The 25,616-nt window shown below is 73.1% G+C and carries 31 protein-coding genes and 1 pseudogene; 13 read left to right on the top strand and 19 right to left on the bottom strand.

The genetic code is table 11. The features are described from left to right. The first annotated feature begins 39 nt into the window (after positions 1–39). Positions 40–1,122 (top strand): hypothetical protein, encoded by a 1,083-nt coding sequence (locus GCL84_RS23645; RefSeq protein WP_156757743.1) that lies wholly within the window; start codon positions 40–42, stop codon positions 1,120–1,122. A gap of 33 nt (positions 1,123–1,155) precedes the next feature. Here GCL84_RS23645 and GCL84_RS23640 read toward each other — a convergent pair whose 3' ends face one another. Further along, a complete protein-coding gene (locus GCL84_RS23640) occupies positions 1,156–1,593 on the bottom strand; it encodes a type II toxin-antitoxin system PemK/MazF family toxin (protein ID WP_156757742.1) in 438 nt (145 codons plus the stop codon). Positions 1,594–1,744: 151 nt separating this feature from the next. On the opposite strand from GCL84_RS23640, the gene lepA reads away from it, so the two are divergent. Then, a complete protein-coding gene (gene lepA, locus GCL84_RS23635) occupies positions 1,745–3,589 on the top strand; it encodes a translation elongation factor 4 (RefSeq protein ID WP_156757741.1) in 1,845 nt (614 codons plus the stop codon). A gap of 18 nt (positions 3,590–3,607) precedes the next feature. Here lepA and GCL84_RS23630 read toward each other — a convergent pair whose 3' ends face one another. Further along, complete coding sequence (locus GCL84_RS23630) at positions 3,608–4,177, bottom strand: hypothetical protein (RefSeq protein WP_156757740.1); 570 nt, start codon at positions 4,175–4,177, stop codon at positions 3,608–3,610. A gap of 136 nt (positions 4,178–4,313) precedes the next feature. Here GCL84_RS23630 and GCL84_RS23625 point away from each other — a divergent pair, with 136 nt between their 5' ends. Beyond that, positions 4,314–4,679: an MmcQ/YjbR family DNA-binding protein gene (locus GCL84_RS23625; RefSeq protein WP_156757739.1), complete on the top strand. Its 366-nt coding sequence runs from the start codon at positions 4,314–4,316 to the stop codon at positions 4,677–4,679. On the opposite strand, the gene GCL84_RS23620 is transcribed toward GCL84_RS23625, so the two are convergent. Next, positions 4,654–5,100: an HD domain-containing protein gene (locus tag GCL84_RS23620; RefSeq protein WP_156757738.1), complete on the bottom strand. Its 447-nt coding sequence runs from the start codon at positions 5,098–5,100 to the stop codon at positions 4,654–4,656. The two genes, GCL84_RS23625 and GCL84_RS23620, sit on opposite strands and share 26 nt — an antisense overlap. Positions 5,101–5,166: 66 nt before the next feature. Between GCL84_RS23620 and GCL84_RS23615 the strand changes: the two genes are divergently transcribed. Both GCL84_RS23615 and GCL84_RS23610 read left to right on the top strand, forming a co-directional pair. Further along, on the top strand, positions 5,167–5,961 hold the full coding sequence (locus tag GCL84_RS23615) for a TIGR04222 domain-containing membrane protein (RefSeq protein WP_197523472.1): 795 nt from the start codon (positions 5,167–5,169) through the stop codon (positions 5,959–5,961). Between the two features lie 57 nt (positions 5,962–6,018). Further along, the gene (locus tag GCL84_RS23610) at positions 6,019–6,945 is read left to right on the top strand and encodes a TIGR04222 domain-containing membrane protein (RefSeq protein WP_156757736.1); all 927 of its coding nucleotides are present in this window, start codon (positions 6,019–6,021) and stop codon (positions 6,943–6,945) included. 341 nt (positions 6,946–7,286) lie between these two features. On the opposite strand, the gene GCL84_RS23605 is transcribed toward GCL84_RS23610, so the two are convergent. From GCL84_RS23605 to GCL84_RS23595, 3 genes are read right to left on the bottom strand one after another with little or no spacing between them, the layout of a single operon-like run. Further along, entirely contained in the window at positions 7,287–7,583 is a 297-nt protein-coding gene (locus tag GCL84_RS23605) for a barstar family protein (RefSeq protein ID WP_156757735.1), read from the bottom strand. After that, complete coding sequence (locus GCL84_RS23600) at positions 7,580–8,062, bottom strand: ribonuclease domain-containing protein (protein ID WP_156757734.1); 483 nt, start codon at positions 8,060–8,062, stop codon at positions 7,580–7,582. Before GCL84_RS23600 ends, GCL84_RS23605 begins: the two co-directional genes overlap by 4 nt. Before the next feature lie 31 nt (positions 8,063–8,093). After that, positions 8,094–8,306 (bottom strand): hypothetical protein, encoded by a 213-nt coding sequence (locus GCL84_RS23595; RefSeq protein WP_156757733.1) that lies wholly within the window; start codon positions 8,304–8,306, stop codon positions 8,094–8,096. An 83-nt stretch (positions 8,307–8,389) separates the two neighbouring features. On the opposite strand from GCL84_RS23595, the gene GCL84_RS23590 reads away from it, so the two are divergent. The 6 genes and pseudogenes from GCL84_RS23590 to GCL84_RS23570 all read left to right on the top strand — a co-directional run bounded on the left by GCL84_RS23590 (position 8,390) and on the right by GCL84_RS23570 (position 12,511). Continuing rightward, on the top strand, positions 8,390–9,355 hold the full coding sequence (locus GCL84_RS23590) for a zinc-binding dehydrogenase (RefSeq protein ID WP_156757732.1): 966 nt from the start codon (positions 8,390–8,392) through the stop codon (positions 9,353–9,355). 49 nt (positions 9,356–9,404) lie between these two features. Next, positions 9,405–10,460, top strand: a complete 1,056-nt coding sequence (locus GCL84_RS23585) for a nitronate monooxygenase (protein ID WP_156757731.1) — start codon at positions 9,405–9,407, stop codon at positions 10,458–10,460. Between the two features lie 89 nt (positions 10,461–10,549). After that, positions 10,550–11,323 (top strand): type III secretion system chaperone family protein, encoded by a 774-nt coding sequence (locus GCL84_RS23580; RefSeq protein WP_156757730.1) that lies wholly within the window; start codon positions 10,550–10,552, stop codon positions 11,321–11,323. Beyond that, a pseudogene (locus GCL84_RS31065) lies at positions 11,286–11,690 on the top strand (helix-turn-helix domain-containing protein); the annotation flags it as partial. The gene GCL84_RS23580 and the pseudogene GCL84_RS31065, both read left to right, overlap by 38 nt. A gap of 6 nt (positions 11,691–11,696) precedes the next feature. After that, the gene (locus GCL84_RS23575; RefSeq protein ID WP_235926645.1) at positions 11,697–12,353 is read left to right on the top strand and encodes a DUF5753 domain-containing protein; all 657 of its coding nucleotides are present in this window, start codon (positions 11,697–11,699) and stop codon (positions 12,351–12,353) included. A gap of 2 nt (positions 12,354–12,355) precedes the next feature. Next, positions 12,356–12,511, top strand: a complete 156-nt coding sequence (locus GCL84_RS23570) for a DUF397 domain-containing protein (RefSeq protein WP_156757728.1) — start codon at positions 12,356–12,358, stop codon at positions 12,509–12,511. A 6-nt stretch (positions 12,512–12,517) separates the two neighbouring features. Here GCL84_RS23570 and GCL84_RS23565 read toward each other — a convergent pair whose 3' ends face one another. The 11 genes from GCL84_RS23565 to GCL84_RS30735 all read right to left on the bottom strand — a co-directional run bounded on the left by GCL84_RS23565 (position 12,518) and on the right by GCL84_RS30735 (position 21,945). Continuing rightward, positions 12,518–13,285, bottom strand: a complete 768-nt coding sequence (locus GCL84_RS23565; RefSeq protein ID WP_156757727.1) for an enoyl-CoA hydratase-related protein — start codon at positions 13,283–13,285, stop codon at positions 12,518–12,520. Between the two features lie 37 nt (positions 13,286–13,322). Beyond that, positions 13,323–14,048 (bottom strand): sirohydrochlorin chelatase, encoded by a 726-nt coding sequence (locus tag GCL84_RS23560; protein ID WP_156757726.1) that lies wholly within the window; start codon positions 14,046–14,048, stop codon positions 13,323–13,325. Continuing rightward, on the bottom strand, positions 14,045–14,920 hold the full coding sequence (locus GCL84_RS23555; protein ID WP_156757725.1) for an ABC transporter permease: 876 nt from the start codon (positions 14,918–14,920) through the stop codon (positions 14,045–14,047). Before GCL84_RS23555 ends, GCL84_RS23560 begins: the two co-directional genes overlap by 4 nt. Continuing rightward, positions 14,910–15,689, bottom strand: a complete 780-nt coding sequence (locus GCL84_RS23550) for an ABC transporter ATP-binding protein (protein ID WP_156757724.1) — start codon at positions 15,687–15,689, stop codon at positions 14,910–14,912. Before GCL84_RS23550 ends, GCL84_RS23555 begins: the two co-directional genes overlap by 11 nt. A 35-nt stretch (positions 15,690–15,724) precedes the next feature. Beyond that, a complete protein-coding gene (locus GCL84_RS23545; protein WP_156757723.1) occupies positions 15,725–16,789 on the bottom strand; it encodes an ABC transporter substrate-binding protein in 1,065 nt (354 codons plus the stop codon). Positions 16,790–16,820: 31 nt separating this feature from the next. Continuing rightward, on the bottom strand, positions 16,821–18,170 hold the full coding sequence (locus tag GCL84_RS23540; RefSeq protein WP_156757722.1) for a sulfate adenylyltransferase subunit 1: 1,350 nt from the start codon (positions 18,168–18,170) through the stop codon (positions 16,821–16,823). Further along, entirely contained in the window at positions 18,170–19,090 is a 921-nt protein-coding gene (gene cysD / locus GCL84_RS23535) for a sulfate adenylyltransferase subunit CysD (protein WP_407924428.1), read from the bottom strand. Before cysD ends, GCL84_RS23540 begins: the two co-directional genes overlap by 1 nt. A gap of 49 nt (positions 19,091–19,139) precedes the next feature. Then, positions 19,140–19,838: a phosphoadenylyl-sulfate reductase gene (locus GCL84_RS23530; protein WP_156757721.1), complete on the bottom strand. Its 699-nt coding sequence runs from the start codon at positions 19,836–19,838 to the stop codon at positions 19,140–19,142. After that, positions 19,835–20,008, bottom strand: a complete 174-nt coding sequence (locus tag GCL84_RS23525; protein WP_156757720.1) for an Insertion element protein — start codon at positions 20,006–20,008, stop codon at positions 19,835–19,837. Before GCL84_RS23525 ends, GCL84_RS23530 begins: the two co-directional genes overlap by 4 nt. Then, entirely contained in the window at positions 20,005–21,699 is a 1,695-nt protein-coding gene (locus GCL84_RS23520; RefSeq protein ID WP_156757719.1) for a nitrite/sulfite reductase, read from the bottom strand. The genes GCL84_RS23525 and GCL84_RS23520 overlap by 4 nt, the downstream gene beginning before the upstream one ends. Before the next feature lie 114 nt (positions 21,700–21,813). After that, entirely contained in the window at positions 21,814–21,945 is a 132-nt protein-coding gene (locus tag GCL84_RS30735; RefSeq protein ID WP_268891405.1) for a putative leader peptide, read from the bottom strand. A gap of 75 nt (positions 21,946–22,020) precedes the next feature. On the opposite strand from GCL84_RS30735, the gene hemW reads away from it, so the two are divergent. Continuing rightward, the gene (gene hemW, locus GCL84_RS23515; protein ID WP_235926643.1) at positions 22,021–23,235 is read left to right on the top strand and encodes a radical SAM family heme chaperone HemW; all 1,215 of its coding nucleotides are present in this window, start codon (positions 22,021–22,023) and stop codon (positions 23,233–23,235) included. A gap of 19 nt (positions 23,236–23,254) precedes the next feature. Here the strand turns inward: hemW and GCL84_RS23510 are convergent, their stop codons facing one another. Both GCL84_RS23510 and GCL84_RS23505 read right to left on the bottom strand, forming a co-directional pair. Further along, positions 23,255–23,656: a DUF3052 domain-containing protein gene (locus GCL84_RS23510; RefSeq protein WP_156757717.1), complete on the bottom strand. Its 402-nt coding sequence runs from the start codon at positions 23,654–23,656 to the stop codon at positions 23,255–23,257. Between the two features lie 25 nt (positions 23,657–23,681). After that, positions 23,682–24,293, bottom strand: a complete 612-nt coding sequence (locus tag GCL84_RS23505; protein WP_156757716.1) for a TetR/AcrR family transcriptional regulator — start codon at positions 24,291–24,293, stop codon at positions 23,682–23,684. 59 nt (positions 24,294–24,352) lie between these two features. On the opposite strand from GCL84_RS23505, the gene GCL84_RS23500 reads away from it, so the two are divergent. Then, positions 24,353–25,558, top strand: coding sequence for a cytochrome P450 (locus GCL84_RS23500; protein ID WP_235926641.1), 1,206 nt, complete (start codon positions 24,353–24,355; stop codon positions 25,556–25,558). Positions 25,559–25,616 lie beyond the last annotated feature (58 nt).

The following is a 25,616-nucleotide window of genomic DNA, read 5'->3' as shown; positions in this document are numbered from 1 at the left end:
ACCCGCGCCGCGTTAGTCGGCGCAACCACCATCGCCACCATGGCCGTGCTCCCCGCGGGCACCGCTGTGGCCGCCACCGCGTCCCCGGTCGCGCCGGGTGCCGCCGGGCTGACCCAGAACAGCGTCATCACCGCCATCGGGCCCGACGGCACGATGGCCGGGACGGAGGGTTCCGCTTCGGTCATCTGGACCGCCGCGGGGCGCACGGTCCGGCTGCCCGCAGGCAGCGAGGTCCGCACCATCACCGCCAGTGGCCTCGTGGGCGGCTCGTCGGGCGGCACCGCCACGATCTGGCGCACCAACGGCTCCACGGTCGCCACGCGCGTGGGCGCCCGCGTCGTCGACCTGACCGAGGGCGGCACGGCCGCCATCGTCTCCGGCCCGGACGCCACCAACGACTCGGGGCTGTGGTCGGGCGGCGCGGTCACGCCGCTGCGCGTGCTCGGCCGCCCGGACGCCCGCGTGCAGCCCGCCGACATCAACAACAACGGCGAGGTCGTGGGCCTGGCCACCGTTCCCGGCTCCTGGCAGTGGACGCCGGTCCGGTGCCAGGCCAACGGCGACTGCGTGCAGCTCCCCCTGCCCTCGCCCGGGGCGGACGTCCACGTGGCCGCCATCAACGACAGCGGCCGCGTGCTCGGCAGCAACGACGGCAAGGGCCTGCTCTGGGACTCGGCGGGCCCGCCGACCCCGCTCCCGCCCGCGGCGGGCTCCACCTACGCCAGGCCCGCCGACGGGCGCCAGGCGCTCAACGCCCGCGGGGACGTCATCGGCTACTCCGGGCCGGGCTACGACCTCGAGCACCCCGTGCTGTGGCCCGCGGGCGGCGCCCCGGTCGCGCTGCCCCGGTCGACCACGCACACCACCTCGGAACTGCGCGCCATCAACGACAACGGCGACATCGCGGCGATCGGCAGCGACGGCACCAGCAGGGCCGAGCGCGTGCTGTTCTGGCGCGGCGGGCAGCTCTCCCAGTTCTCCCTGCTGCCCCTGCGCACGGGCGGCACAGTCGTCGGCCTGAGCGAGACCGGGCGCGTCGCGGGCGGCAGCCGGTTGCGGATCGGCAGCATCCCGGGCTTCACCTACTACTCCGAGCGCGCCACCTACTGGGACCCGAGGTAGCGAGCGGCGGCGAGGGCGCGTCCCGGTCGCGGCTCAGCGCCAGCCGTAGCGCTCGCGCAGGGCGGCGGCGACGGCCTCGAAGCGGGAGCGCTCCAGGATCGAGCCCTCACGGCGGATGTCGTCCTCGCCCAGCTCGAACAGCCGGTCCAGGCGCAGGTGCGACTCGCGGCCGTCGCGGTCCCAGGCGCCCGCGCCCAGCGCCAGCCAGTCCTCGACCTCGTGGCGGCCGGGCGCCTTGCTCGACAGCATGAGCGCGCGCAGGGTGCCGCCGCCCCGGCCGACGACGAGCAGCGGGCGGTCCTTGCCGCGCGCCGGGTCGTCCTCGTAGGGCACCCAGGCCCAGACGATCTCGCCGGGATCGGCGTTGCCGTCGAGGACGGGGGAGTACGCGAGGGTTTCCGGGCGGTCGCTGGTCGGCACCTGCCACACCGCGCCGCGGGCGGGGCGGGGGTCCTCGGAAGGCGGGGTCACGGCCGGTGACCCTAGGGCATGTCCGCGAGCCCCGCGCCCGGAACCGGCGGGAGTCCGCGCGCCCCGCGCGGCGCGGGTGACCCGGCTGGCGTGCGGGCCCCGGCCCCCGGCATGGGACGATGAGACGACCCCGACCATGCGAGGACCTGAGTTGGCTACGTTCGCGGACACGACCTTCACCACCCCGGAGCGCATCCGGAACTTCTGCATCATCGCCCACATCGACCACGGCAAGTCGACCCTGGCCGACCGGATGCTGCAGATCACCGGTGTCGTCGAGGAGCGGGCCATGCGCGCGCAGTACCTCGACCGGATGGACATCGAGCGCGAGCGCGGCATCACCATCAAGGCGCAGAACGTGCGCCTGCCGTGGACCCTCGACGGGGCCGAGCACGTCCTGCACATGATCGACACCCCCGGGCACGTCGACTTCACCTACGAGGTCTCCCGCGCCCTGGACGCCTGCGAGGGCGCGCTGCTGCTGGTCGACGCCGCGCAGGGGATCGAGGCGCAGACGCTGGCCAACCTGTACATGGCCCTCGAGCGCAACCTGCACATCATCCCGGTGCTGAACAAGATCGACCTGCCCGCCGCGGACCCGGACAAGTACGCCGCGGAGATCGCGCACATCATCGGCTGCGACCCCGGCGACGTGCTGCGCGTGTCGGCCAAGACCGGCGTCGGCGTGTCGGACGTGCTCGACGAGGTCGTCAAGCAGATCCCCGCCCCGGTGGGCGACGCGGACGCCCCGGCCCGCGCGATGATCTTCGACTCGGTCTACGACACCTACCGCGGCGTGGTCACCTACATCCGCGTGGTCGACGGCAGGATCACCCCGCGCGAGCGGATCCGGATGATGTCCACCAACGCCACGCACGAGCTGCTCGAGGTCGGGATCATCTCCCCCGAGCCCAAGCCCAGCAGCGGCCTGGGCGTCGGCGAGGTGGGCTACCTGATCACCGGTGTGAAGGACGTCCGCCAGTCCCGCGTCGGCGACACGGTCACCTCCGAGCGCAAGGGCGCGACCGAGGCCCTCGCCGGCTACCGCGAGCCGCGGCCGATGGTCTACTCCGGCCTCTACCCCGTCGACGGCTCGGACTACCCGGACCTGCGCGAGGCGCTGGACAAGCTGCAGCTCAACGACGCCGCCCTGACCTACGAGCCGGAGACCTCCGCGGCGCTGGGCTTCGGCTTCCGCTGCGGCTTCCTCGGCCTGCTGCACCTGGAGATCACCCGCGACCGGCTCGAGCGCGAGTTCGGCCTCGACCTGATCTCCACCGCCCCCAACGTCGTCTACCGCGTGGTCCTCGACGACGGCAAGGAGCTGGTCGTCACCAACCCGTCGGACTGGCCGGTCGGCAAGATCGGCGAGGTCCACGAGCCGGTCGCCAAGTGCACCGTGATCGCCCCGAGCGACTACATCGGCACGATCATGGAGCTGTGCCAGGGCAAGCGCGGCCAGCTCGGCGGCATGGACTACCTGTCCGAGGAGCGGGTGGAGCTGCGCTACACCATCCCGCTCGGCGAGATCATCTTCGACTTCTTCGACTCGCTCAAGTCCCGCACCCGCGGCTACGCCTCGCTCGACTACGAGGAGGCCGGGGAGCAGGTCGCCGAGCTGGTCAAGGTCGACATCCTGCTGCAGGGCGAGGCGGTGGACGCGTTCAGCGCGATCGTGCACCGCGACTCCGCGTACGGCTACGGCACCAAGATGACCACCAAGCTGCGCGAACTGATCCCGCGCCAGCAGTTCGAGGTGCCCATCCAGGCCGCCATCGGCGCCCGGGTGATCGCCCGCGAGACCATCCGCGCCATCCGCAAGGACGTCCTCGCCAAGTGCTACGGCGGCGACATCAGCCGCAAGCGCAAGCTGCTGGAGAAGCAGAAGGAGGGCAAGAAGCGGATGAAGATGGTCGGCCGCGTGGAGGTCCCCCAGGAGGCCTTCGTCGCCGCGCTGTCCACCGACGAGTCCGCGGGCAAGACCGGCAAGAAGTGAGCTGACGCGGGCTGGGCCTCAGCCCAGCACGCGCAGGACGTGGTCGCCGAACGGTACGTGGCCCGCGCCGGTGGCGATCAGGACCGTGTCGTCGCGGTCGAGGGCGAACGCGGAGTCGGCCCAGTGGACCCAGCCGGTGGCGGGGTCGGCGTGCGCGCGGTGGCCGGGGGCGGCCTCGGCCATGCGCGGGCGGGAGCGGCCGTCGATCAGGACGGCGTCGCCCGTCGCGCCGCCCGCGCCGCGGATGCTCCGGTACTCCGCGCGGGTGAGGCTGTGGGCGCGGTAGCGGCCCGGGGAGCTCGCGGGGATCGTGAAAGGACCCTCGGGGGCGTGGAACAGCCGCGCGGTCTCGTGCAGCAGCCAGCCGTCGAACAGCCAGCCCGCCCCGGCCACGCGCAGCCGCGGCGCGCCGCCCAGCCAGGACGAGCCCGCCTCGAACAGCGGGAGCGCGGGGACACCGGCGGCGTGCAGCCGCGCCGAGAGCTCGGCGAGCAGCGATTCCCACCGGCAGCGCGCCACCGCGGTCCGGCGCACCACCTCGGCCGCCCAGTCGGCCTGCGTCTGGCCCAGCACGTTCTGCAACTCCACGACCACTCCTCGGACGACCGGCGTTCACCTCCCGTTGTATCGGATCTCGGCCGCCCGGTGTCACAGCGACCCTGTGGACAGAAGTTGGACAGCACCGGCGATCGACGAGATCCTTGGGCCGTGGAAAGGGGGGTGCATGGACGCGCTGGAGCGGTTGCGGAAGATCTGCCTGGCGCTGCCGGGGGTCACGGAGAAGGTGAGCCACGGGGCGCCCGCGTGGTTCGCGGGGCGGATGTTCGTCACGCGCACGTTCACCGACGACAAGGTCCACGGCGGCGAGCGGGAGTCGTTGTGGTGTGCCGCGCCGGAGGGGGCGCAGGAGGAAGTCGTCGGGCAGGAGCCGGAGCGGTTCTACCGGCCGCCCTACGTCGGGCACCGGGGCTGGTTGGGGGTCTACCTCGACGACCCGGGGCTGGACTGGGGGGAGGTGGCGCAGATCGTGGAGCAGGCCTACCGGCAGGTGGCGGCGAAGCGGCTCATCGCGGAGCTCGACCAGCGCTGAGCCGGTCGAGGGTGGCCACGGCGCGGGAGTACTTGGCGCGCAGGCGGTCGCGGACGTGCGGGGCCAGGGCCGCGAGGCGGGCGGGGGAGGAGTTGTCGGCGATGTCGGCGCGCTTCACCACCAGGGCCAGGGGGTCGGCGGCGACGCGGGCGAGGTAGTCGGGGTGCTCCTCGCCGGGGCGCTTGCTGATCGCGTCCACCGCGGCCAGGACCGGCTCGGGGCACCCCGCGGCGCGCAGGTCGTCGAGGGTCACCCCGGTGTCCTCGACGACGTCGTGCAGGACGGCCGCCATCTTCTCGTGCGCACCGTCCACGGCGGCCATGACCCGCAGCGGGTGGGCGATGTAGGCCCGGCCCGCCTTGTCGACCTGGCCGCGGTGGGCCCGGTGGGCGATGCGCACGGCGTCCTCCACGGTGAACATGTCCGAACCCTAAATCCCGGCGGGTCGGGACGGGTACGGTTCCGCGTTGATCAGGAGGGGGTATCGGTGGACGCACCTTGGGGGATCGGGGGCTGGCAGTTCCTCGGTTTGTACTCGATCGCGCTGTCGCTGGCCGTCGCGCTGGTGATCCTCGTCGTCGTCGGCAAGCAGCGGTCGGTGGACAAGCTCCCGGCGGACGTCCAGCGGTTGGGGCACTGGGAGTTGGCCCTGCTCGCGGGCGGCCCGTCCCGGGTCGAGGAGGTCGCGATCGGCGTCCTCGTGGCGACCGGGCGCGTGCGCGTCGACCACCACGGGGTGCTGCGCCAGCAGCCGGGGGCGCAGGCCGCCGACCCGGTGGAGCAGTGGGCGCTGTGGGCGATCGGCCACGGGCACCGGCTGCACGGGCGCAAGGCCGACGGGTCGGGCTCGCTGGGCTTCGCGACCACGTCGCTGCGCCGCGACCTCGCCGCCGACCTGGCCCGCCGCGGCCACCTGCTGCTCGGCGGGCGGGAGACGCCGGGCTACAACGCGCACTGGCTCGTCGGCGCGCTGGTCGTCGTCGGCACGGCCCGGCTGATCACCGAGCTGGACTGGCAGTGGCGGGTCGAGCTGACGCTGATGGCGCTGACGGTGGCCGCGGCGGCGTGGGGCGCGCTGGTGGCCATGCTGCGCACCCGCGCGCCGCGGCCGACCGAGCGCGGCGAGCGCGGGGTGGCCGCCGTGCGCGACCGGGTGCGGCGGGTGCCGGACCTGTGGGCCGAGTCGGCCTGGCTGCCCGCCGCGATCGCCGTCGACGGGTTCCCGGCCTACCCGGACCTGGCCGTGGCCGAGGTGCTGGTGGTCAACACCCGGCACATCTGAGACGAAACCCGGGCGTGGTCTCGAACGTCTCACGGGGACAGTGGGAAGGGGAAGGCCATGGACGAGCCTTGGGGCCTGAGCGGCCCGCAGTTCCTCGGCGTGTACTGGGCGCTCGTCGCTTGCGCCGTGATCGCCGCCGCCGTCGCGGCGACGGCGGCCCGGCGGTCGGGCAACCCGGGGGCGCCGGTCACCGGTGGCCTCGACGGCTACCAGTTGGCGCTGCTGGCCGGTGGGCCGCTGCGCGTGCAGCAGACCGCGATCGCCGGGCTCGTCGCCCAGGACCAGGTGCGGGTGAACCGCTCGGGGTTCCTGCGCCCCACCAGGAGCGGGAAGCGCCCCGCCGACGCCATCCAGGCCGAGGTCCTGCGGCTGATCGGGAGCGGCCGCAGGCTGCACGAGCCGCTGCGGACCGAGGACAGCGCGCCGTACCGGCAGTTGGCCGACGACCTGGTCCGCCGGGGACTCCTGCGCTCGGCGGACAACGTCGCCAAGGCCAAGTGGGGCAACCTGGCCTTCGCCGCCGTCCTCGCCCTGGGCTTCGTGCGGCTGTTCGTCGGCATCGTCGAGGACCGCCCGGTCGGGTACCTGATCGCGTCGCTGGCGGGCACCGGCCTGCTGTGGCTCGTGCTGGGCCGCACCGCGCTGCGGGTGCGCGTCAAGCCGACCGCCCAGGGGGCGGCCTCGCTGCGCCTGGCCCGCACCCAGCACGTGCGGATCTCGCCGCGCGGAACGTTCTCCCCGGCGGCGTCCGGGGCGATGGTGGCCGGGGCCGTGATGGCGCCGGTCGCGCTGTACGGGCTCAGCGCCTACCCGGACGAGGGCCTGAGCGAGGTGTTCCTCGCCAACGCCCGCAACCACGCCGCGTCCAGCGGCAGCACGTCGGCGTGTTCCAGCGGGACGACCAGTTCGTGCAGTGGCAGCAGCAGTAGCTCCTGCGGCGGAGGCAGCTCGTGCGGTGGCGGCGGGGGTGGCTGCGGCGGCTGACACCCGCGGGGTGGCCCGGCTGTGGGACGCGGTGCTCGGGTGGGGGCCGAGAGGCCCATTCACCGCCTACCAGCTCGCGTGCTTGCGCGCTGAGGGAAGCGGGACGGTGCGGCTCGGCCGCCTCGGGGAGCCGACGCCCGTGGAACTGGCGCTGATCCTGTCGCTGGTCGTTTCGATCCGCGGGTGGCCCCGAGGGCAGAGGGGCAGACTGGGGGCACGGATCCCGATGCCGCTGGGGTCCTGGTCGCGTTGGACGGGCTCGCGGCCCACCCGGCCGGAGGTGCGGCGCCCGGCGGACCACGGCGGCCGCAGCGGTGGCGGGTGCGGCGGGGGCTGCTGGATCAGGTGGTGAAGCGGAAGGGCCGCTCGGTGCCCGCCGTGCGCTCGGTGGCGTCGGCCAGCACGGACCGGATGCCGCGGTGGGCGCGCGGGTCGGCCTCGGCCAGCGCGTCGGCGCCGGACCAGACCAGCACGTGCTCGCCCTCGGGCAGCCACGACAGGTCGACCAGGCAGTCGAAGAGGGCGTCGAGGTTGCGACCCGAGTACTCCGGGAAGTCCAGGGCCTCGGCGATCGCGTCGAGGGTCGCGCGCTTGGACCGCAGCGCCGACCCGTCGACCCAGTGCTCGTGCGCGCTCACCTGGTCACGTCCACGACGGAGAACGACTCGTAGTGGTCCTCGGTGTAGTAGACCTCGTCGCCCTCGCCGGTCACCAGCCTGCGCGCGCCGCGGTCGCGGCTGCCGGGGGTGGGGACGGTGTACTCCTTGTAGTAGTCGCCGGGCTGCTTGGGCAGCCTGCCCTCGCGGTTGCGGAACGTCGTCCCGTCGTTGCGCGGGTAGGGGAACGGGCCGCCCTGCTCGATCAGCGCCCAGGTGTCCCTGGCCTGCTCGGGCAGGGTGGTGAGCCCGAGGACGGCCATCCCGTTGGCCGCCCTGGGGGTGGCCCTGGCCCGGCTCTCCGGGTTCGACGGCGCCCCCGACGCCGACGGCGCGGTGGCCGTGGCCGTGGCGTCGGGTGGGGGCGGGCTGTCGTCGCCCGTGATGGTGGTCAGCCAGCCCAGCAGGACCAGCAGGACCAAGCCGACGAGCGCCCCGGTGATCCGTTTGCGAGAACCCACCCTGCCAGCCTACGAACCCGGCCGGGCGGCGTTATTCCGGGTCGGTCGCGCGCCGCGACAGCGGCTTCTCCTGCGGGGCGTGCCCGAACCGGGCCGAGGCGTAGTCGATCACCCGGTCGATGAGGAAGGCCGCCACCACGCACAGCGGCAGCAGCACGGCCATGACCAGCGCGAACTGCAGCACGAACGGCGAGCTGATCAACCACAGCTCGATGTCGCTCCACCAGTCCGCGAGTCCCTGCACGCGGTCGAGGGTAGACCACGACCCGGGTAGACCTGGGCCACTTCCATGGGGCGGGGGCAGGCGCGCGCCGCTATGTTCCAGGCATGTTCGCTGTCTACGCCTCCGAGCCGAACCCGGACGACCCGCTGGCCTCGCTGACCACCGGCGAGCGCCCCGAGCCCGAGGCCCAGGAGGGCTGGGTGAAGGTCCGGGTCAAGGCGGCGAGCCTGAACATGCACGACCTGTGGACCCTGCGCGGGGTGGGCATCAAGGCCGACCGCTTCCCGATGATCCTGGGCTGCGACGGCGCCGGGGTGCTCGAGGACGGCACCGAGGTGGTGCTGCACTCGGTCATCGGCGACCCGGCGTGGGGCGGCGACGAGACCCTCGACCCGACCAGGACCCTGCTCACCGAGAAGCACCAGGGCGCCTTCGCCGACTCGGTCGTGGTGCCCGCGCGCAACGCCCTGCCCAAGCCCGACGGGCTCAGCTTCGCCGAGGCCGCGTGCATGGGCACCGCCTGGCTGACCGCCTACCGGATGATCTTCGTCAAGTCCGGGCTGGTCCCCGGGCAGACCATGCTGGTCCAGGGCGCCTCCGGCGGGGTGTCCACCGCGCTGATCGTGCTGGGCAAGGCGGCGGGCCTGCGGGTGTGGGTCACCGGCCGCAGCGAGGACAAGCGCGCGCTGGCCACCGAGCTGGGCGCGCACGCGGTGTTCGAGTCCGGCGCCCGGCTGCCGGAGAAGGTCGACGGCGTGTTCGAGACCGTCGGCAAGGCCACCTGGTCGCACTCGATGCGCGCGCTCAAGCCGGGCGGGGTCATCGTGGTGTCCGGGTCCACCTCCGGCCCGGACCCCAGCGCGGACCTGCAACGGCTGTTCTTCCTGCAGTTGCGCGTCGTCGGCTCCACCATGGGCACCCGCGACGAGCTGGCCGACCTGCTGCGCTTCTGCGACATCGCGGGCATCAAGCCGACCATCGGCGCGGAGCTGCCGCTGGACCGGGCGCGCGAGGGCTTCGAGAGCATGCTCGCGGGCGAGACGGCCGGGAAGATCGTGTTCACCCGCTGATCCGCTGTCCGGCGCACGCGACGGCCCCGGGTGCACTACCGTCGAGGACATGATCGACCAGACGCGCGTGCCGGTCGTCGTCGCTCCGATGGCTGGCGGCCCGAGCACCCCGGAGTTGGTCGCCGCGGCGGTGGGGGCCGGGGCGTTCGCCTTCCTGGCGGGCGCCGTGGCGACCCCGGCCGCGCTGCGCGCGCAGATCGACCGCACCAGGGAGTTGACCGGCGAACCCTTCGGGGTCAACCTGTTCACCCCCAGCGCGGAGTCCGCCGCCGACGTCGAGGCCTACCGCGAGCGCGTGCTCGCCGACGCCGAGCGCTACGGCGTCCCGCTCGGCGACCCGGTCTGGGACGACGACGACTACCAGGCCAAGGTGGACCTGCTCGTCGCCGCGGCGGTCCCGGTGGTGTCGTTCACCTTCGGCCTGCCCCGACCCTCCGATGTGGAGCGCCTCAAGGCCGCGGGGTCCCTTGTGGTCATCACCGTGAGCACCCCGGCCGACGCCCGCGCCGCGGCCGCCGCGGGCGCCGACGCGCTGTGCGTGCAGGGCAGCGCGGCGGGCGGCCACCGCGGCGTGTTCCTCGACGACCCCGCCTACCCCAGCGGCGCCCCCGCCTACGACCTGCTGCCCCTGCTGCGCCTGGTCTCGGCGCAGACCGGGCTGCCGCTGATCGCCGCGGGCGGGCTGACCCACGGCGCCGACGTCGCCGCGGTGGTCGCCGCGGGCGCGGTGGCCGCGCAACTGGGCACGGCCTTCCTGCGCTGCCCCGAGGCGGGCACGTCCGCCGCCCACCGCACGGCGCTGGCCGAGGCCGACCGGGAGACCACGGTGACCCGGGCGTTCTCCGGCCGTCCCGCCCGCGGCCTGGTGAACCAGTTCATCACCGACCACGACGCGAACGCCCCGGCGGCGTACCCGAACGTCAACAACCTCACCAAGCCCCTGCGCGCCGCCTCGGCCGCCGCGGCCGACCCGGAGGCCATGTCGCTGTGGGCGGGCCAGGCCTACCCGCTGGCCAGCGACCGCTCGGCCGCCGAGGTGGTGGCCACCCTGGCCGAGCAGTACACCGAGGCCGTCCAGCGGCTCACGGGTCGTCTGATTCGCTGACCCGGCGCCAGAGGGCTGTGGGATGATCGGCGCGGGGGCGCGGATCACCGCGCCGGGGGGAATCGCACCGGGGGATCCACGTGCAGATCGTGCTGTTCATCGTTTTCATTGTTGCGTTGTTGGCCTCGCTCAACCTGTTCACGCTCGTTCTGCCCAGGCAATTCCTGCTCAAGCGGCAGAACTCGAAGAACGCCGAGCGGCAGGCCTTCGCCGCCGCGCACGGCTGGCGGTTCCAGCCGTTCGCACCGGAGCTGCTGACCCGCTACCCGTGCGCGCCCTTCACCGAGCACGGCGACCGCCGGGTGGCGTTCGGGCACCTCGCGGGCTGGGTCGACGGCGCCTGGGTGACCGCGTTCGACTTCCAGCGGCGCACCAAGCGCACCTCGTACGGGTCGATCATGTTCACCGACACCAACTCGGTGGAGACCGTGTGGACGGTCCGGCTGCCGGCGCCACTCGGCGTGGTCGAGGTCCAGCGCCGGCTGTCCTTCGGCCAGGACACCGGCCTGCGCACCGCCGACCCGGAGTTCAACCGGCAGCACGCGGTGGTCGGCGGGGACCCGGACCTGGCGGCCCGGCTGCTGACGCCGCGGGTCACCGCCCTGCTCCCGCAGGTGAGTCGGTCCGGGTTCGCGATCGTCGGCGATGAACTGGTGGTCGCGCGCGACAACGTCCTGACCCGCACGACGGTGCCGGAGCTGCTGGAGGTGGCCCGCCTCCTGGTCGCCCTGATGCGGGCACTGCCCGTGCAGGGGGCACCATCCCAGCAGATCCCGCCCCAGCCGCGGTTCCAGCCCCACCCCCAGCAGGTCTGGGCGGGCAGCGGTGAGGGGCACCGGCCTGCCGGTCCAGCGCACTGGTGAGATCGTTCATCGCCGGCTTCGGACAATCTCGCCGCTGTCCTCAGTGGAGTTTCGGTTTTGCTGGACCCGTTGTTGTGTGGGTTTTCTGGTCTCCTATTCTTATCGCTACCTGAAATCTGCGGTGCCCGTGTCGGGACCACATCGTAGATTCCCCGCGTTGAGGGCGCGTGCTCCTTGCTGGGGTGGAAAGGAAGCCGTGAGCGGTCAGAGGAAGAACCCGCAGGCGCGTGACAGGACCATCGGCGCGCAGTTGAAGGCGGTGCGGTTGCAGCAGACGTCGTTGAGCCTGGAGCAGGCGGCGAAGCGGATCGGGTGGTCGGCGGCGACTTTGAGCAGGACGGAGAACGGGAAGCGGCACATCACGAGTGAGGATGTGGCCACCGTGCTGGCGTACTACGACGTGCCAGCGGTGCAGCGGGAGGAGTTGATCGGCAGTGCCCGGGAGAGCGGCACGCAGGCCGGGTGGTGGTCGCGGCCGCTGCCCGGGGTGCTGCCGGACGTGGGAACACTGGCCAGCTACGAGGCCTCGGCCAGTCGGATCACCGATTGGTCCCTCGCGGTGGTGCCGGGTTTGTTGCAGACCAAGAGCTACGCGGCGGGCATCATGACCGGCGACGGGATCACCGCCCAGGATGTCGAGATGCGGTGGATCGCCCGCCAGCGCAGGCAGCGAGTGCTGCCCAATGTCGAGTACATGGCCTTCATCCACGAGAGCGCACTGCGCAGGCCCTTCGGCGGGGCCGAGGCGCTCAAGGAACAACTCCAGCACTTGGTGGCGGCCCCCGACCGCGGTCTCGGCGTCCGAATCGTACGAGAACACCTGCCGCACAACCTCTTGTTGCACTCGTGGATGTTGCTGCACTTCCCCGAAGTGGCAGACGTGCTCCACGTCGAGCTGTGGGGGAGCAGCCTCTATCTGCATGATTCCGAGGTCGATGGCTATGCGAAAATGCGCGAGATGCTTGATCGTCAGGCTCTTTCCAGCGTGGAAAGCCGCAGTATGATTGGGCGACTACTGGAAAGGTTGTGATCATGGAGTGGCGGAAGTCGTCCCGGTCGGGCAGTACCAGCAACTGTGTCGAGCTGCGGCAGGATCTGGCCGCCGTGCGGGACACCAAGCGGCCCGGTGTGGTGCTGCCGGTGTCCCGCGACGCCGTGCGCGAGTTGGTGGTCAGGGTCAGCCGCTGATCGTGGTCAGGGGACCCAGTTCGGCCTGCGCTTCTGGGCGAACGCGGTGATGCCCTCCTGGCCCTCCGCGGAGGCGAAGAACTCGGCCGAGAGGGCCAGCATCCGGGCGAAGTCCTCGCCCATCGACGGCGCGGGCGCGCGGCGCAGCATCTGCTTCGTCGCCGCCAGCGCCTGGGGGCCGCCCAGGGTCAGCATCCCCGTGTAGCGGTCGACCTCGTCGTCGAGGGCGGTGGGCGGGACCGCGGAGTTGATCAGACCGATCTCCTTGGCCCGGTGGGCGTCGAAGGTCTCGCCGGTGAGGAAGAGCTCGTGGGCGGCCCTGGGCAGCAGGCGGGGCAGCACGGTCACCGAGATGACGGCGGGGACGACGCCGATGCGGACCTCGGTGAAGGCGAAGGTGGCGGTGTCGGCGGCCACGGCGATGTCCGCGGCGGCCACGATGCCGACGCCGCCCGCGCGGGCGGGTCCGGCGAGTCGGGCGACGATCGGCTTGGGGCTGGTCCACAGGCTCTCGAGGATCGCGGGGAACTCGTTGACGCCCTGAGCGGACGACGAGGCGCCGCCCGCCTCCTTGAGGTCCATGCCGGAGCAGAACACCGGGCCGGTGTGGTCGAGCACGATGACCCGCACGGCGGGGTCCTCGGTGGCGGTCGCCAGGTGGTCGCGCAGCTCCCGGCGCAGTTGCGCGGACAGCGCGTTGCGGTTGTGCGGGGAGTCCAGGGTCACCCGCGCCACGCCCGCGGAGACGTCGTAGTGCACCAGCTCATCAGCCATGAGCCCACCCTAAACGGATGACGCGCGGTTCGGCTGCTCAGGCCGTCTGGACCACTTCGTCCACAACGGACAGGTACCGGTCGACGACCAGGTCGGCGACCTCCTCGGCCGCGCCAAGTGGCTCGGCGACCACCGCGTCCGGACCGGCCAGGTCGCGCACCCGGTCCGGGAGCAGGCCCGGCGCCAGGAACCACGACGCCACGGCGATCCGCTCGGCGCCCCGCGCGCGCAGCGCGGCCACGGCGGCGGGCACGCCCGGCTCGGCCGAGGCGAACGCGGGCCGCACCCCGGCCCACCCGTGCGCCGCCGACCACCGCCGCGCGACCTCGGCGACCCGGGCGTTGGCTGGTGCGTGCGACGACCCGGTGCCCGCCAGCACGACGCCGACCGACGGGTCGCCCGGCGCCACCCCGGCCTCGCCGAGTCGGCGCAGCGCGGCCGCCTCCAACCGGGCGTCGGGGCCCAGCACGTCGGCGACCGACACCGACAGCCTCGGGTGCCGCCGCTGCGCCTGCTCCACCAGGCCGGGCAGGTCGACCCGGGCGTGAAAGGCCCGGCCCAGCAGCAGCGGGGCGACCACGACCGGCCCGTGCAGCGTCGCGAGCACGTCCGAGAGCAGCGGCTCGGACAGGTCCAGGAACGCCTCGCGCACGTCCAGGCCCGGGTTCCGGTCGCGCACGACGGCCAGCAGCGCGCGCACGGTCTCGGCCGAGCGCGGGTCGCGGCTGCCGTGCGCGACGGCGACGAGGGGGACCGCGCTCACAGCGCGCCCGTCAGCCCGCGCGAGCGCAGCACGGCCCGCTCCAGCGGCCGGAACAGCGCCAGCTCGATGCCCACGCCCACCAGGAAGATCAGGAAGATGCCCGCCATCACCATCGACATGTCCGACAGCGCCGACCCGTTCTGCAGGTACTGGCCGAGGCCGAAACCGAGCTGCGGGGAGTTCGCGATCAGCTCGGCGGCCATCAGCGACCGCCAGGAGAACGCCCACCCCTGCTTGAGCCCGGCCAGGTACCCGGGCAGGGCGGCGGGCAGCAGGATGTAGCGGGCGGCGTCGACCCGGCCCGCGCCCATGGCCTTGCCCGCGCGCGGCAGGATCGGCGGGATCTGGTCGATGCCCGACACCAGGCCGTTGGCGATCGAGGGGACCGCGCCCAGCAGCACGACGGTGTAGATCGCCGTGTCCTCGATGCCGAACCACAGCACCGCCGCGGGCACCCACGCCACCGACGGCAGGCTCTGCAACCCGGAGATGATCGGCCCGATCGCCAGCCGCACGATCTGCACCTTGGCCAGCAGCAGGCCCAGCGGCGTCGCGATGGCCAGGGCGATCAGGAACCCGATGACCGCCCGGTGCACCGAGACCCACAGGTAGCCCCAGACCCGGCCGTCCGCGGTGATGTCCCACAACTGCCCGGCCACCGCCGCGGGCGCGGGCAACTGGTACTCCGGCCAGACCGCCGAGGCCCACAGCCCCTGCCAGATGGCGATGAACACCGCCAGCGCGATGACCGGGGCGACCACGGCCTTGGCCAGGCCCGTGCCGCGCCGGGGCTGCGATGGCGGGGCGTCGAGGGCGTCGAGGCCCTCGACGGCCCCGTCCCGGTCGAGCTGCGCCGTCGGTTCAGGCGGCATGGTGGCTGATCACCTCGCGCAGGCGCTCGTTGACCTCATCGATCAGCACGCCCTCCGCGGCGGGGTCCAGGCCGTCGACCGCCCACTCCTGCACGACGCGGCCCGGCTTGGACGACAGCAGCACGACCCGCTGGCCCAGTCGCACCGCCTCGCGCACGTCGTGGGTGACGAACACGACCGCGGTGCCGGTGGCCTTCCACACCCGCAGCAGCTCCCCCTGCAGGAAGTCGCGGGTGATGGCGTCCAGCGCCGAGAACGGCTCGTCCATCAGCAGCAGCGAACCGGTGCCGCCGTTGTGCAGCGCCGAGGCCAGCGCGCGGGCCAGGGCCACGCGCTGGCGCATGCCGCCGGACAGCTCGTGCGGGCGCTTGTCCCCGGCCCCGGAGAGCCGGACCAGGTCGAGCAGTTCGCCCGCGCGGGCCACCCGCTCGGCCCGCTTGACCCCGGCCAGGCGCAGCGGCAGCTCCACGTTGCGGGCCGCGGTCAGCCACGGCATGAGCGCGGCCTCCTGGAACATCACCGCGGGCCGCCCGGTGCTCAGCTCGATCCGGCCGGAGCTGGCCTCGTCGAGCCCGGCGATCAGGTTGAGCACGGTCGTCTTGCCGCAGCCGGACGCGCCGAGCAGGCAGACGAACTCGCCGGGGGCGACGTTGAGGTCGATCCCGTCGAGGGCGGTCACCGCGCCGGGGCCGTGCCCGAACGTCTTGCGGACGTCGCTGAGCCGCACCGCGGTGTCGGTGCCTCGGGTGGTGGGGAGCGTGGCGGTCATCGGGGTTCGCCTGCCTTCCTCGGTCGTCGCGGTCGCTACTTGGTGTCCAGGCCCGCGGCGTCGAGCCCGGGCCTGCCCGCGGCCGCCAGGACGCTGTTCAGCGGACCGAGGTCGATGAGGCCGTTGAGCTCGGTCTCGGACTCGGTGATCCCCGCGGTCACCGCGTCCTTGGCCAGTTGCGGGTAGGTCGAGGCCAGCGGGTCCGGGTCGAGGGTGATCGAGGTGAACGAGCGGTCGATGACCGCCGCGCTGAGCCCCTTGCCGATCAGCGCCTCGAGCTGGGAGTTGACCGCCTTCTTCGCCTCGGCGGGGTTGGACTCGGCGAAGGCGTTGGCCGCCAGCAGGCCGCGCAGCAGCGCCTCGACCGTCTGCCGGTGCTCCTGGAGGAACCGCGTGCGCACCAACAGCGTGGTGGTCGGGAACTCGCCGCCCGGCCACAGGTCCTTCTCGTCCAGCAGGACCTTCGCGCCCGCGTCGAGCACCAGCCGCGAGGACCACGGCTCCGGCAGCCACGCCGCCCGCAGGTCGCCCTTCCTGAACTGGTCGAGGGTCTTGGCGCCCTCCAGGTTCTGGATCTCGACCTTGCCGGTGAGCCCCTTGTCGGCGAGCCACTTCTTGAGCGCCACGTCCTGGGTGTTGCCCAGTTGCGGGGTGGCGACCGTCGTGCCCTCGAGCTGCTCGGGGGTGGTGATGTCCGGGGTGGTCACCAACTGCGCCCCGCCCGAGGTGGCCCCCGCGACCAGCCGCACCGCATCGCCGTCGGACTTGGCGAAGGCGTTGATGGCCGGGCCGGAACCGATGAACCCGGCGTCGAGCGACCCGCCCAGCAGCGCGCTGACCTCGGTGGGCCCGTCGTTGAACTTCGTCGGCACGAGCTCGGTGCTGCCCAGCTCTTTGGCGAAGAAGCCCTGCTCCAACCCGATCAACGCCGACGCGTGCGTCACGTTGGGGAAGTAGCCCAAGCGCAGTTGCGCGGCGGGCCCCTTGTCCGACGCGGTCGCCGCGGCGGAGTCGCCCTCGGCCCGGGAGCACCCGGCGAGGGCGGACAGGAGGGCCGCGACGGCGAGGCCTGCTGCTAAGGCGCGGTGGGGGCTTCTCACGTGACTCGGGCCTTTCCGGGTGGCAGGGAGGTCAGGGACCGGGGGAGACCAGGTCGCCCTCGGGGGTCGAGCTGTCCTGGTCGCGCAGCGCGGGCAAGCCTGCCCCGACAAGACCCGCTGCGAGTGTCGACCCGTCGGCGGGGTCGATGACCAGAAAAGCGCCGGAGCGCCGGTTGACCGCGTAGTCGTCGACCGGCAGCGGCTCCGCGGTGCGCACGGTGACGCGGCCGATCTCGTTGAGCTCCAGGGACAGCGGGTCGGGCACGCTCACCAGCCGCTGCTCGTCGAAGCGGGCGCTGAGCTCGCTGACGATCGCGGGGACGGTGCGGGCGCCGTGCTTGACCAGCACCCGGGAGCCGGGGCGCAGCGGCTTGTCCGACAGCCAGGCCAGGGTCGCGCCGAACTCGTCGGCGGCCACCGGGGCGTCGTGGGCCGGGGCGATCAGGTCGCCCCGGCTGATGTCGATCTCGTCGGCCAGCACCAGGGTCACCGACCGGCCCGCCTCGGCCTCGGCCAGCGGGCCGCCGGGCGTGTCGATGCGCGAGACGGTGGTGCGCACGCCCGCGGGCAGCGCCACGACCTCGTCGCCGACCCGCACCGTGCCCGCGGCCACCTGTCCCGCGTAGCCGCGGTAGTCGGTGAACTCCGCGGTGTTGGTGCGGATGACGTGCTGCACCGGGAAGCGGAACGGCACGTGGTGCGGGTCCGGCTCCACCGGCACCGTCTCCAGGTGCTCGAGCAGGGTCGGTCCGGTGTACCAGGCGGTGTTCGTCGAGCGGTCCACGACGTTGTCGCCGACCAGCGCCGACACCGGGATCGACAGCACGGACCCGACCGGGTAGCCCAGGGCGGTGGCGTGCGCGGCGAACTCGGTGGCGATGGCCTCGAACACGCCCTCGTCGTAGCCGACCAGGTCGATCTTGTTCACCGCCAGCACCAGCCGCGGCACGCCGAGCAGGGCCAGCACCGCGGCGTGGCGGCGGGTCTGCTCCAGCACGCCCTTGCGCGCGTCGACCAGCAGCACCGCGAGCTGCGCGGTGGACGCGCCGGTGACGGTGTTGCGGGTGTACTGCACGTGCCCGGGGGTGTCGGCCAGGACGAAGGAGCGGCGCGGGGTGGCGAAGTAGCGGTAGGCCACGTCGATGGTGATGCCCTGCTCGCGCTCCGAGCGCAGCCCGTCGACCAGCAGCGACAGGTCGGGGGTGGTCAGTCCTTTGTCGACGCTGGCGCGGTGCACCGCGTCCAGCGTGTCGGCCAGCACCGACTTGGTGTCGTAGAGCAGCCTGCCCACCAGGGTGGACTTGCCGTCGTCGACCGACCCGGCCGTGGCCAGGCGCAGCAGGTCGGGGGTGTGGGTCCCGGGGATCTCCGTGCTGGTCATCAGAAGTAGCCCTCCCGCTTGCGGTCCTCCATCGCGGCCTCGGACAGCCGGTCGTCGGCGCGGGTGGCCCCGCGCTCGGTGAGCCTGCTGGCCGAGACCTCGGCGATGACCGAGTCGATGTCCGAGGCCTCGGACAGCACCGCGCCGGTGCACGAGCCGTCGCCGACGGTCCGGTACCGGACCGTCAGCTCGCGCACCTGCTCGTCGTCGCGGGGGCCGAACCACGGCCCCGAGGTGAGCCACATGCCGTCCCGCTGGAACACCTCGCGCCGGTGGGCGTAGTAGATGGACGGCAGCTCGATCGCCTCGCGCTTGATGTAGCGCCAGACGTCGAGTTCGGTCCAGTTCGACAGCGGGAACACGCGGACGTGCTCGCCGGGGCGGTGCCTGCCGTTGTAGAGGTTCCACAGCTCGGGGCGCTGCCGCCGCGGGTCCCACTGGCCGAAGGAGTTGCGCAGGCTGAAGATCCGCTCCTTCGCCCGGGCGCGCTCCTCGTCGCGGCGCCCGCCGCCGAACACCGCGTCGAACTTGTTGTCGGTGATGCCGTCGAGCAGCGGCGTGGTCTGCAACGGGTTGCGCGTCCCGTCGGGGCGCTCCTGCAACCTGCCGTCGTCGATGTAGTCCTGCACGCTCGCCACCACCAGCCGCAGGCCGTGGCGCTCGACGGTGCGGTCGCGGAACTCGATGACCTCGTCGAGGTTGTGCCCGGTGTCCACGTGCAGCAGCGGGAACGGCACCGGCGCGGGCCAGAAGGCCTTCACCGCCAGGTGCAGCAGGACCGTGGAGTCCTTGCCCCCCGAGAACAGGATGACCGGCCGGTCGAACTCGCCCGCCACCTCCCGGAAGATGTGGACCGCCTCGGACTCCAACCGGTCCAGGGCGTCCATGGCCGTCGGCGCGGCCGGCTCCGTCGTCGTCAGCCCTGTCGTCGCTGGCTCTGTCGTCGCCTCTGTGCTCGTCATCTCCGCCTCACCCGTGCAATCCGCACTCGGTCTTGCCCTGACCCGCCCACCGGCCGCTGCGCGCGTCCTGGCCCGGCAGCGGCTTGGCCGTGCACGGGGCGCACCCGATCGACGGGTAGCCCTCGGCCACCAGCGGGTTCTCCAGGACGTGGTTGTCGGCGATGAAGGCGGTGAACTCGTCGTCGGACCAGGCCGCGATCGGGTTGACCTTCACCAGCCCGTTGCGCTCGTCCCACTGCACGACGGGCGTGTTGGCGCGCGTCGGGGCGTCCACCCGGCGCACCCCGGTCACCCACGCGTCGTAGCGGGCGAGCGTGGCCCGCAGCGGGACCACCTTGCGCAGCGCGCAGCAGCGGCCGGGGTCGGTCTGGTGCAGCAGGCCGAACTCGCGCTCCTGGTCGGCCACCGACTGCTCGGCCTCGGCGTTGACGATCCGGATGCCCGGGTAGGTCAGCGCGACCGCGTCGCGCACCCCGATGGTCTCGGCGAAGTGGTAGCCGGTTTCGAGGAACAGCACGTCGAAGTCGGTGCGCTGCCGGTGCGCCAGCTCGATCAGCGCGGCGTCCTGCATGTTCGAGGCCACGATGAACCGGCCGCCGAAGTGCTCCACTGTCCAGGCGATCGCCTCGGCCGCGGTGGCCTCGGCGAGGTCGTGCTCGGCGCGCTCGGCCAGCGCGCGCAAGTCTTTGACGTCGGTGACAGTCACGAGTGCGCCCCTCTCCCGGCTTGCTGTGTGGTCAGGTTGAGCCCGACGAACTTCACGGTGAAGACCCGGCGGCAGGCCGTGCACAGCCAGGCCGACTGCGGCTCCTCCTGCGGTCGCAGGTCTTCCTCCCCGCAGTAGGGGCAGTGGAACGGCGTCGCCCGCTCGCTCACCGCAGCGCCGGCTCGTCGGCGCGGGCGACCCACTGCGCGAAGCGCTCGCCGGGCCCGCGCTCGGCGACGAACGCCCGCACGACGCGCTCGACGTAGTCGGGCAGCTCCTCGCCGGTCACCTTGTGCCCGCGCAGCTTGCGGCCGAACCCGGCGTCGAGGCCGAGGCCGCCGCCGAGGTGCACCTGGAAGCCCTCGACCTGGTTGCCGTCCCCGTCGGTGACGATCTGGCCCTTGAGGCCGATGTCGGCGGTCTGGATGCGCGCGCAGGAGTTCGGGCAGCCGTTGATGTGCACCGCCAGCGGGGCCAGGTCGTGGGTGTCGGTGATGTCCTTGAGCCTGGTCTCCAGCTTGGTCACCAGGTCCAGCGCGCGGGCCTTGGTCTCGACGATGGCCAGCTTGCAGAACTCGATGCCGGTGCAGGCCATCACCCCGCGCCGCCACGGCGACGGGTCCGTGTCCAGGCCCAGGTCCTTGAGCGCGGCCCGCAGCGCGGGCACCTCGGCCTCGGGCACGTCGAGCACGACGAGCTTCTGCAGCGGGGTGAACCGCACCCGCCGCGACCCGGCGCGCTCGGCGGCGTCGGCGACATCGAGCAGGATCTGCCCGGACACCCGGCCCGCGACCGGGGCGGCGCCGACGTAGAACAGGCCGTCCTTCTGCCTGTGCACACCCACGTGGTCGAACGGGGTGGCGGGGATCTCGGGGGCGGGGCCGTCGAGCATCGGCCGCTGGAGGTACTTCTCCTCCATGACCCGGCGGAACTCGGCCGCGCCCCAGTCCTTGACCAGGAACTTGATGCGCGCGCGGTTGCGCAGGCGGCGGTAGCCGTAGTCGCGGAAGACGCCGATCACCGCGCCGTAGACGTCGGCGACCTCGGCCAGCGGCACCCACGCGCCCAGGCGCTGGCCGATCATCGGGTTGGTGGACAGGCCGCCGCCGACCCACACGTCGAAGCCGGGGCCGTGCTCGGGGTGCACGACGCCGACGAAGGCGACGTCGTGGATCTCGTGGGCGACGTCGGGCAGGCCGGACACCGCGGACTTGAACTTGCGCGGCAGGTTGGCGTACGCCGGGTCGCCGACGAAGCGGCGCTTGATCTCGTCGATGGCCGGGGTGCCGTCGATGACCTCCTCCTCGGCGATGCCCGCGACCGGGGAGCCGAGGATGACCCGGGGGCTGTCGCCGCAGGCCTCCATCGTGGTCATGCCCGCGTCCTCGAGCTTGCGCCAGATGGCGGGCATGTCCTCGACCTGGATCCAGTGGTACTGGATGTTCTGCCGGTCGGTGATGTCGGCGGTGTCGCGCGCGTTGTCGCGGGAGATCTCGCCCAGCACGCGCAGTTGGTCGGTGGTGACCGCGCCGCCGTCGAGGCGGACCCGGAGCATGAAGTAGCTGTCGTCGAGCTCCTCGGGCTCCAGCGTGGCCGTGCGGCCGCCGTCGATGCCCGGCTTGCGCTGGGTGTAGAGGCCGAACCAGCGGAACCGGCCGCGCAGGTCACCGGGGTCGATGCTGTCGAAGCCGCCGTGGGCGTAGATGTTCTCGATGCGGGCGCGCGCGTTGAGCGGGTTGTCGTCCTTCTTGGACCGCTCGTTCGGGTTGAGCGGCTCGCGGTAACCGAGGGCCCATTGACCCTCGCCCTTGCGGGATGGGGCGCGCTTGCCAGCGCTGGCCGGTGGTGTGGTGGGAGACACCGGGCACGTCCTCCGGGATCGGGGCGCGCGCGCCCGCTGGGACCCCGGATGCACCCTGGATCACACAGCCTGCGCGCCGACGCCTGCTGTACGCGAAATGGGCGACGACAGGTCTCAGGTGTCCCGGCACAGGGCGCTGGACACGCGACGGAGGTCGACGTGGCGGCGAACCACCAGGAAGACCTCGGTCGCTGACATGCGCTCAGCGTGCCACGCGTCCACGGTGTGGTCCACCAGCATCCGCATTCTGGGACGCCGCGGCCGCCATGGCCCGTGGACACCGGCGAACCCGCATGTCAGCCGCCTGGGATGATGCTCGTCGTGCCCGCTGCGCTGCCCGATGGCGACCCCGTCCCGTCCGATGGCTCCCTGCCCCCCTCGGCCCTGTCCGGGGTGGGCTCCCGACCCTTCGGCGTCTACGTGCACGTGCCCTTCTGCGCGACCCGCTGCGGGTACTGCGACTTCAACACCTACACCCCCGGTGAGCTGGGCACTTCCGCCTCCCCGCAGTCCTGGATGGCGGGGCTGCGGCGCGAGCTGGAGCTGGCGGTGTCGATCTTGGGGCAGGCTCCCGGAGCCGACACCGTGTTCGTCGGCGGCGGCACTCCGTCGCTGCTCGGCGCCGACGGGTTGTCCCAGGTCTTGGATGCGATCCGCGCCACAGTCGGGCTCAAGGAGGGGGCGGAGGTCACCACCGAGTCCAACCCCGAGTCGACCTCGCCCGAGTTCTTCCGCGGCTTGCGTGACGCGGGATACACGCGCGTGTCCCTGGGGATGCAGTCCGCGGCCCGGCACGTCCTCGCCGTCCTCGACCGCACGCACACCCCCGGCCGCGCGGTCGCCGCGGCGCTGGAGGCGCGCGCGGCGGGCATCCAGCACGTGAACCTGGACCTGATCTACGGGACCCCGGGGGAGCGGCCGCAGGACCTCGCCGCGTCGCTGGACGCGGTCCTGGAGTCGGGTGTGGACCACGTCTCCGCCTACGCGCTCATCGTCGAGGACGGCACCGCGCTGGCCCGCCGGATCAAGCGCGGCGAACTGCCCATGCCCGACGACGACGTGCTCGCCGACCGCTACGAGCAGCTCGACTCGACCCTGGCGGCGGCCGGGCTGCACTGGTACGAGGTGTCCAACTGGGCCGCGTCGGCGCAGGCCCGGTGCAGGCACAACCTGCTGTACTGGAAGGGCGCCGACTGGTGGGGCGCCGGCCCCGGCGCGCACAGCCACGTCGGCGGTGTCCGCTGGTGGAACGTCAAGCACCCGGCCCGCTACGCGGCCCTGCTCGGCGAGGGGAACTCGCCCGCGCAGGGCCGCGAGGTCCTCACCGACGAGGACCAGCGGGTGGAGCGGGTGCTGTTGGAGTTGCGGCTGGCCGAGGGCCTGCCGGTGTCGGCGCTGGCCCCCGGCGCGGCGCCGGAGGCGGAGACGGCCGCGCGCGACGGGCTCTTGGAGCCCGCCGCGCTGGCGGGTGGGCGGTGCGTGCTGACCGACCGCGGCAGGCTGCTCGCCGACGCGGTGGTCCGCAGGCTGACCTAGGGAAGGCCCGGGTCAGGGGCTAACGCGATCGGGGCTTGGCCAGCTTGGTCCCGGTCCAGTCCGGCGCGACGTGCGAGGAGCTGACCTGGCGCAGGCCCGCGGTCGTGGCGTCCTCGCCGATGTCGCTGGGCTCGACGTGCCCGTCCCGGCCGACCTTGGGGGTCAGCAGCCAGATGACCCCGTCGTCGCCGAGGCCGACCATGGCGTCGGTGAGGGTGTCGAACAGGTCCCCGTCGCCGTCGCGCCACCACAGCAGCACCACGTCGGCCTCGTCGTCGGTGTCGTCGTCGATCAGTTCCTGCTCGGCGGCCAGTTCGCGGACCGCGTCGCGCAGCGCGTCGTCGGCGTCGTCGTCCCACCCGACCTCGCGCACGACCTGACCGGCGGTGATGCCCAAGGGGGCGGCAGCGGTGTCCGTCATGGGCGAAGCCTATCGGGCACGCCCGTCACGCGCGGCCCCCACGCAGGCCCTGCAGGATTCGCAGCGCCACTTCGGCGTATTCGGCCCGCACCGCGGGCCGCCGCGCGGGCTCGGCCTCGGCCAGCGCCTGACCGGCGGCGCCCAGCGCCCAGAACAGCACCCGGGTGGCCGCCTCCAGCGGCAGCGGCGCGATCTCCCCGCACTCGACCAGGTCGCGCAGGATGACCTCGATCTGCCCGCAGGCGTGGCGCTCCTCGTGCCGCTGCCAGTCCAGCCAGCCCAGCGCGATCGGCCCCTCCTGCCACACGATCTTGCTGTAGTCCGGGTCGAGGCAGCGGTCGAGGAAGGCCGCGAGCGCGGCCAGCGCCCCCTCCCACGGCGTGTCGGCGCCCGCCCGCGCCGCGGCGATCTCGTCGGCGGCGGACACCGCCATGACCTCCAGCACCGCCTCGAACAGGGCTCTCTTGTTGCTGAAGTGGTGGTAGACCGCGCCGCGGGTGGCCTGGATGTCGGCGGCGACGTCCTCCAGCGCGGTCGCGGTGTAGCCCTCGGCGAGGAAGCGCTTGGCGGCCGCGGCGAGCAGCGCGGCGCGCGTGGCGTCGGAGTACTGCTCCCGACGGCTCTTGACACCCGGCATAGGGTCGGAGCGTACTCACATACACGGTGTATGTGACCAACGCTGAGTAGGTGGACCTGGTGACGACAGCGCTGTTCAACCCGTTCGCCCCCGGTTTCGACGCCGACCCGTACCCGCACTACGCCCAGTTGCGCGACGACGACCCGGTCCAAGACCACCCGATGGGGTTCTGGATGGTGTCCCGGCACGCCGACGTCACCGCCCTGCTCCGCTCCGACCTGTCGGTGGAGCTGCGCCACGTCCTGCCGCACCCGGTGCGCGACGCCGTGCGCGAGGCCGGCGGTGGCACGCTCGCCCCCGGCCGCGGCCTGTCGATGCTCGACCGCGACGCCCCCGACCACACGCGGCTGCGCGGGCTGGTGCAGAAGGTCTTCACCGTGCGCGCCATCTCCGCCCTGGAGCCCTCGATCACCGCGCTGGTCGACGCCGCGCTCGACGACCTGGTCGCCGACGGCGGGGGAGACCTGGTCGAGAAGCTGGCCTTCCCGCTGCCCTTCGCCGTCATCAGCGACATGCTCGGCATGCCGCCCACCGACTCCGACCGGCTGCGCGAGCTGACCGGCACGCTGGTCCGCGGCCTGGAGCCGGTGGCCGACGTGGAGCTGGCCAAGCGCGTCGCCGCCGCCGACCGCGACCTGTGGGAGCTGACCGCCGCGGCGATCGCCTGGAAGCGGGCCAACCCGGCGGACGACCTGCTCACCGCCCTGATCCAGGCCGAGCACGAGGGGTCCGCGCTGACCGAGGACGAGTTGGTCGCCCAGGTCGTGCTGCTCTACGTCGCGGGCCACGAGACCACGGTCAACCTGATCTCCAACGGCGCCGTCGCCCTGCTGCGCCACCCCGAGCAGCACGCGGCGCTGCGCGCCGACCCCGGTCTCGCCGCGGGCGCGGTCGAGGAGGTGCTGCGCTACGACAGCCCGGTGCAGAACAGCCGCCGGGTCACCACCGCCCCGGTGCGGGTCGGCGACCGCGAGGTCCCGGCGGGCACCTTCGTCATCTGCAACCTGGCCTCGGCCAACCGCGACCCGCGGTTCTGGGGCCCGGACGCCGACGAGTTCCGGATCGACCGGCCCAACGCCCGCCACCACGTGTCCTTCGGCGCCGGGCCGCACCACTGCCTCGGCGCGGCGCTGGCCAGGCTGGAGGGCCGGGTCGCCTTCGAGCGGATCGTGCGCCGCCTCCCGGACCTGGCCCTGGCGGGCGAGGTCGCCTGGAACGGCCGCATCAACCTGCGCGGCGCCTCCCGGGTGCCCGTCACCGTGTGACCCAACCGACCAGCCGTGTTCCCGCCGCCGGGTGTGCCCGGCGCGGCGGCGGGAACCC

Source organism: Actinokineospora pegani (assembly GCF_009745975.1).
Taxonomy (GTDB): domain Bacteria; phylum Actinomycetota; class Actinomycetes; order Mycobacteriales; family Pseudonocardiaceae; genus Actinokineospora; species Actinokineospora pegani.
The sequence above is the reverse complement of the archived record's forward strand: the minus strand, read 5'-3'. Positions and strand labels throughout refer to the sequence as shown.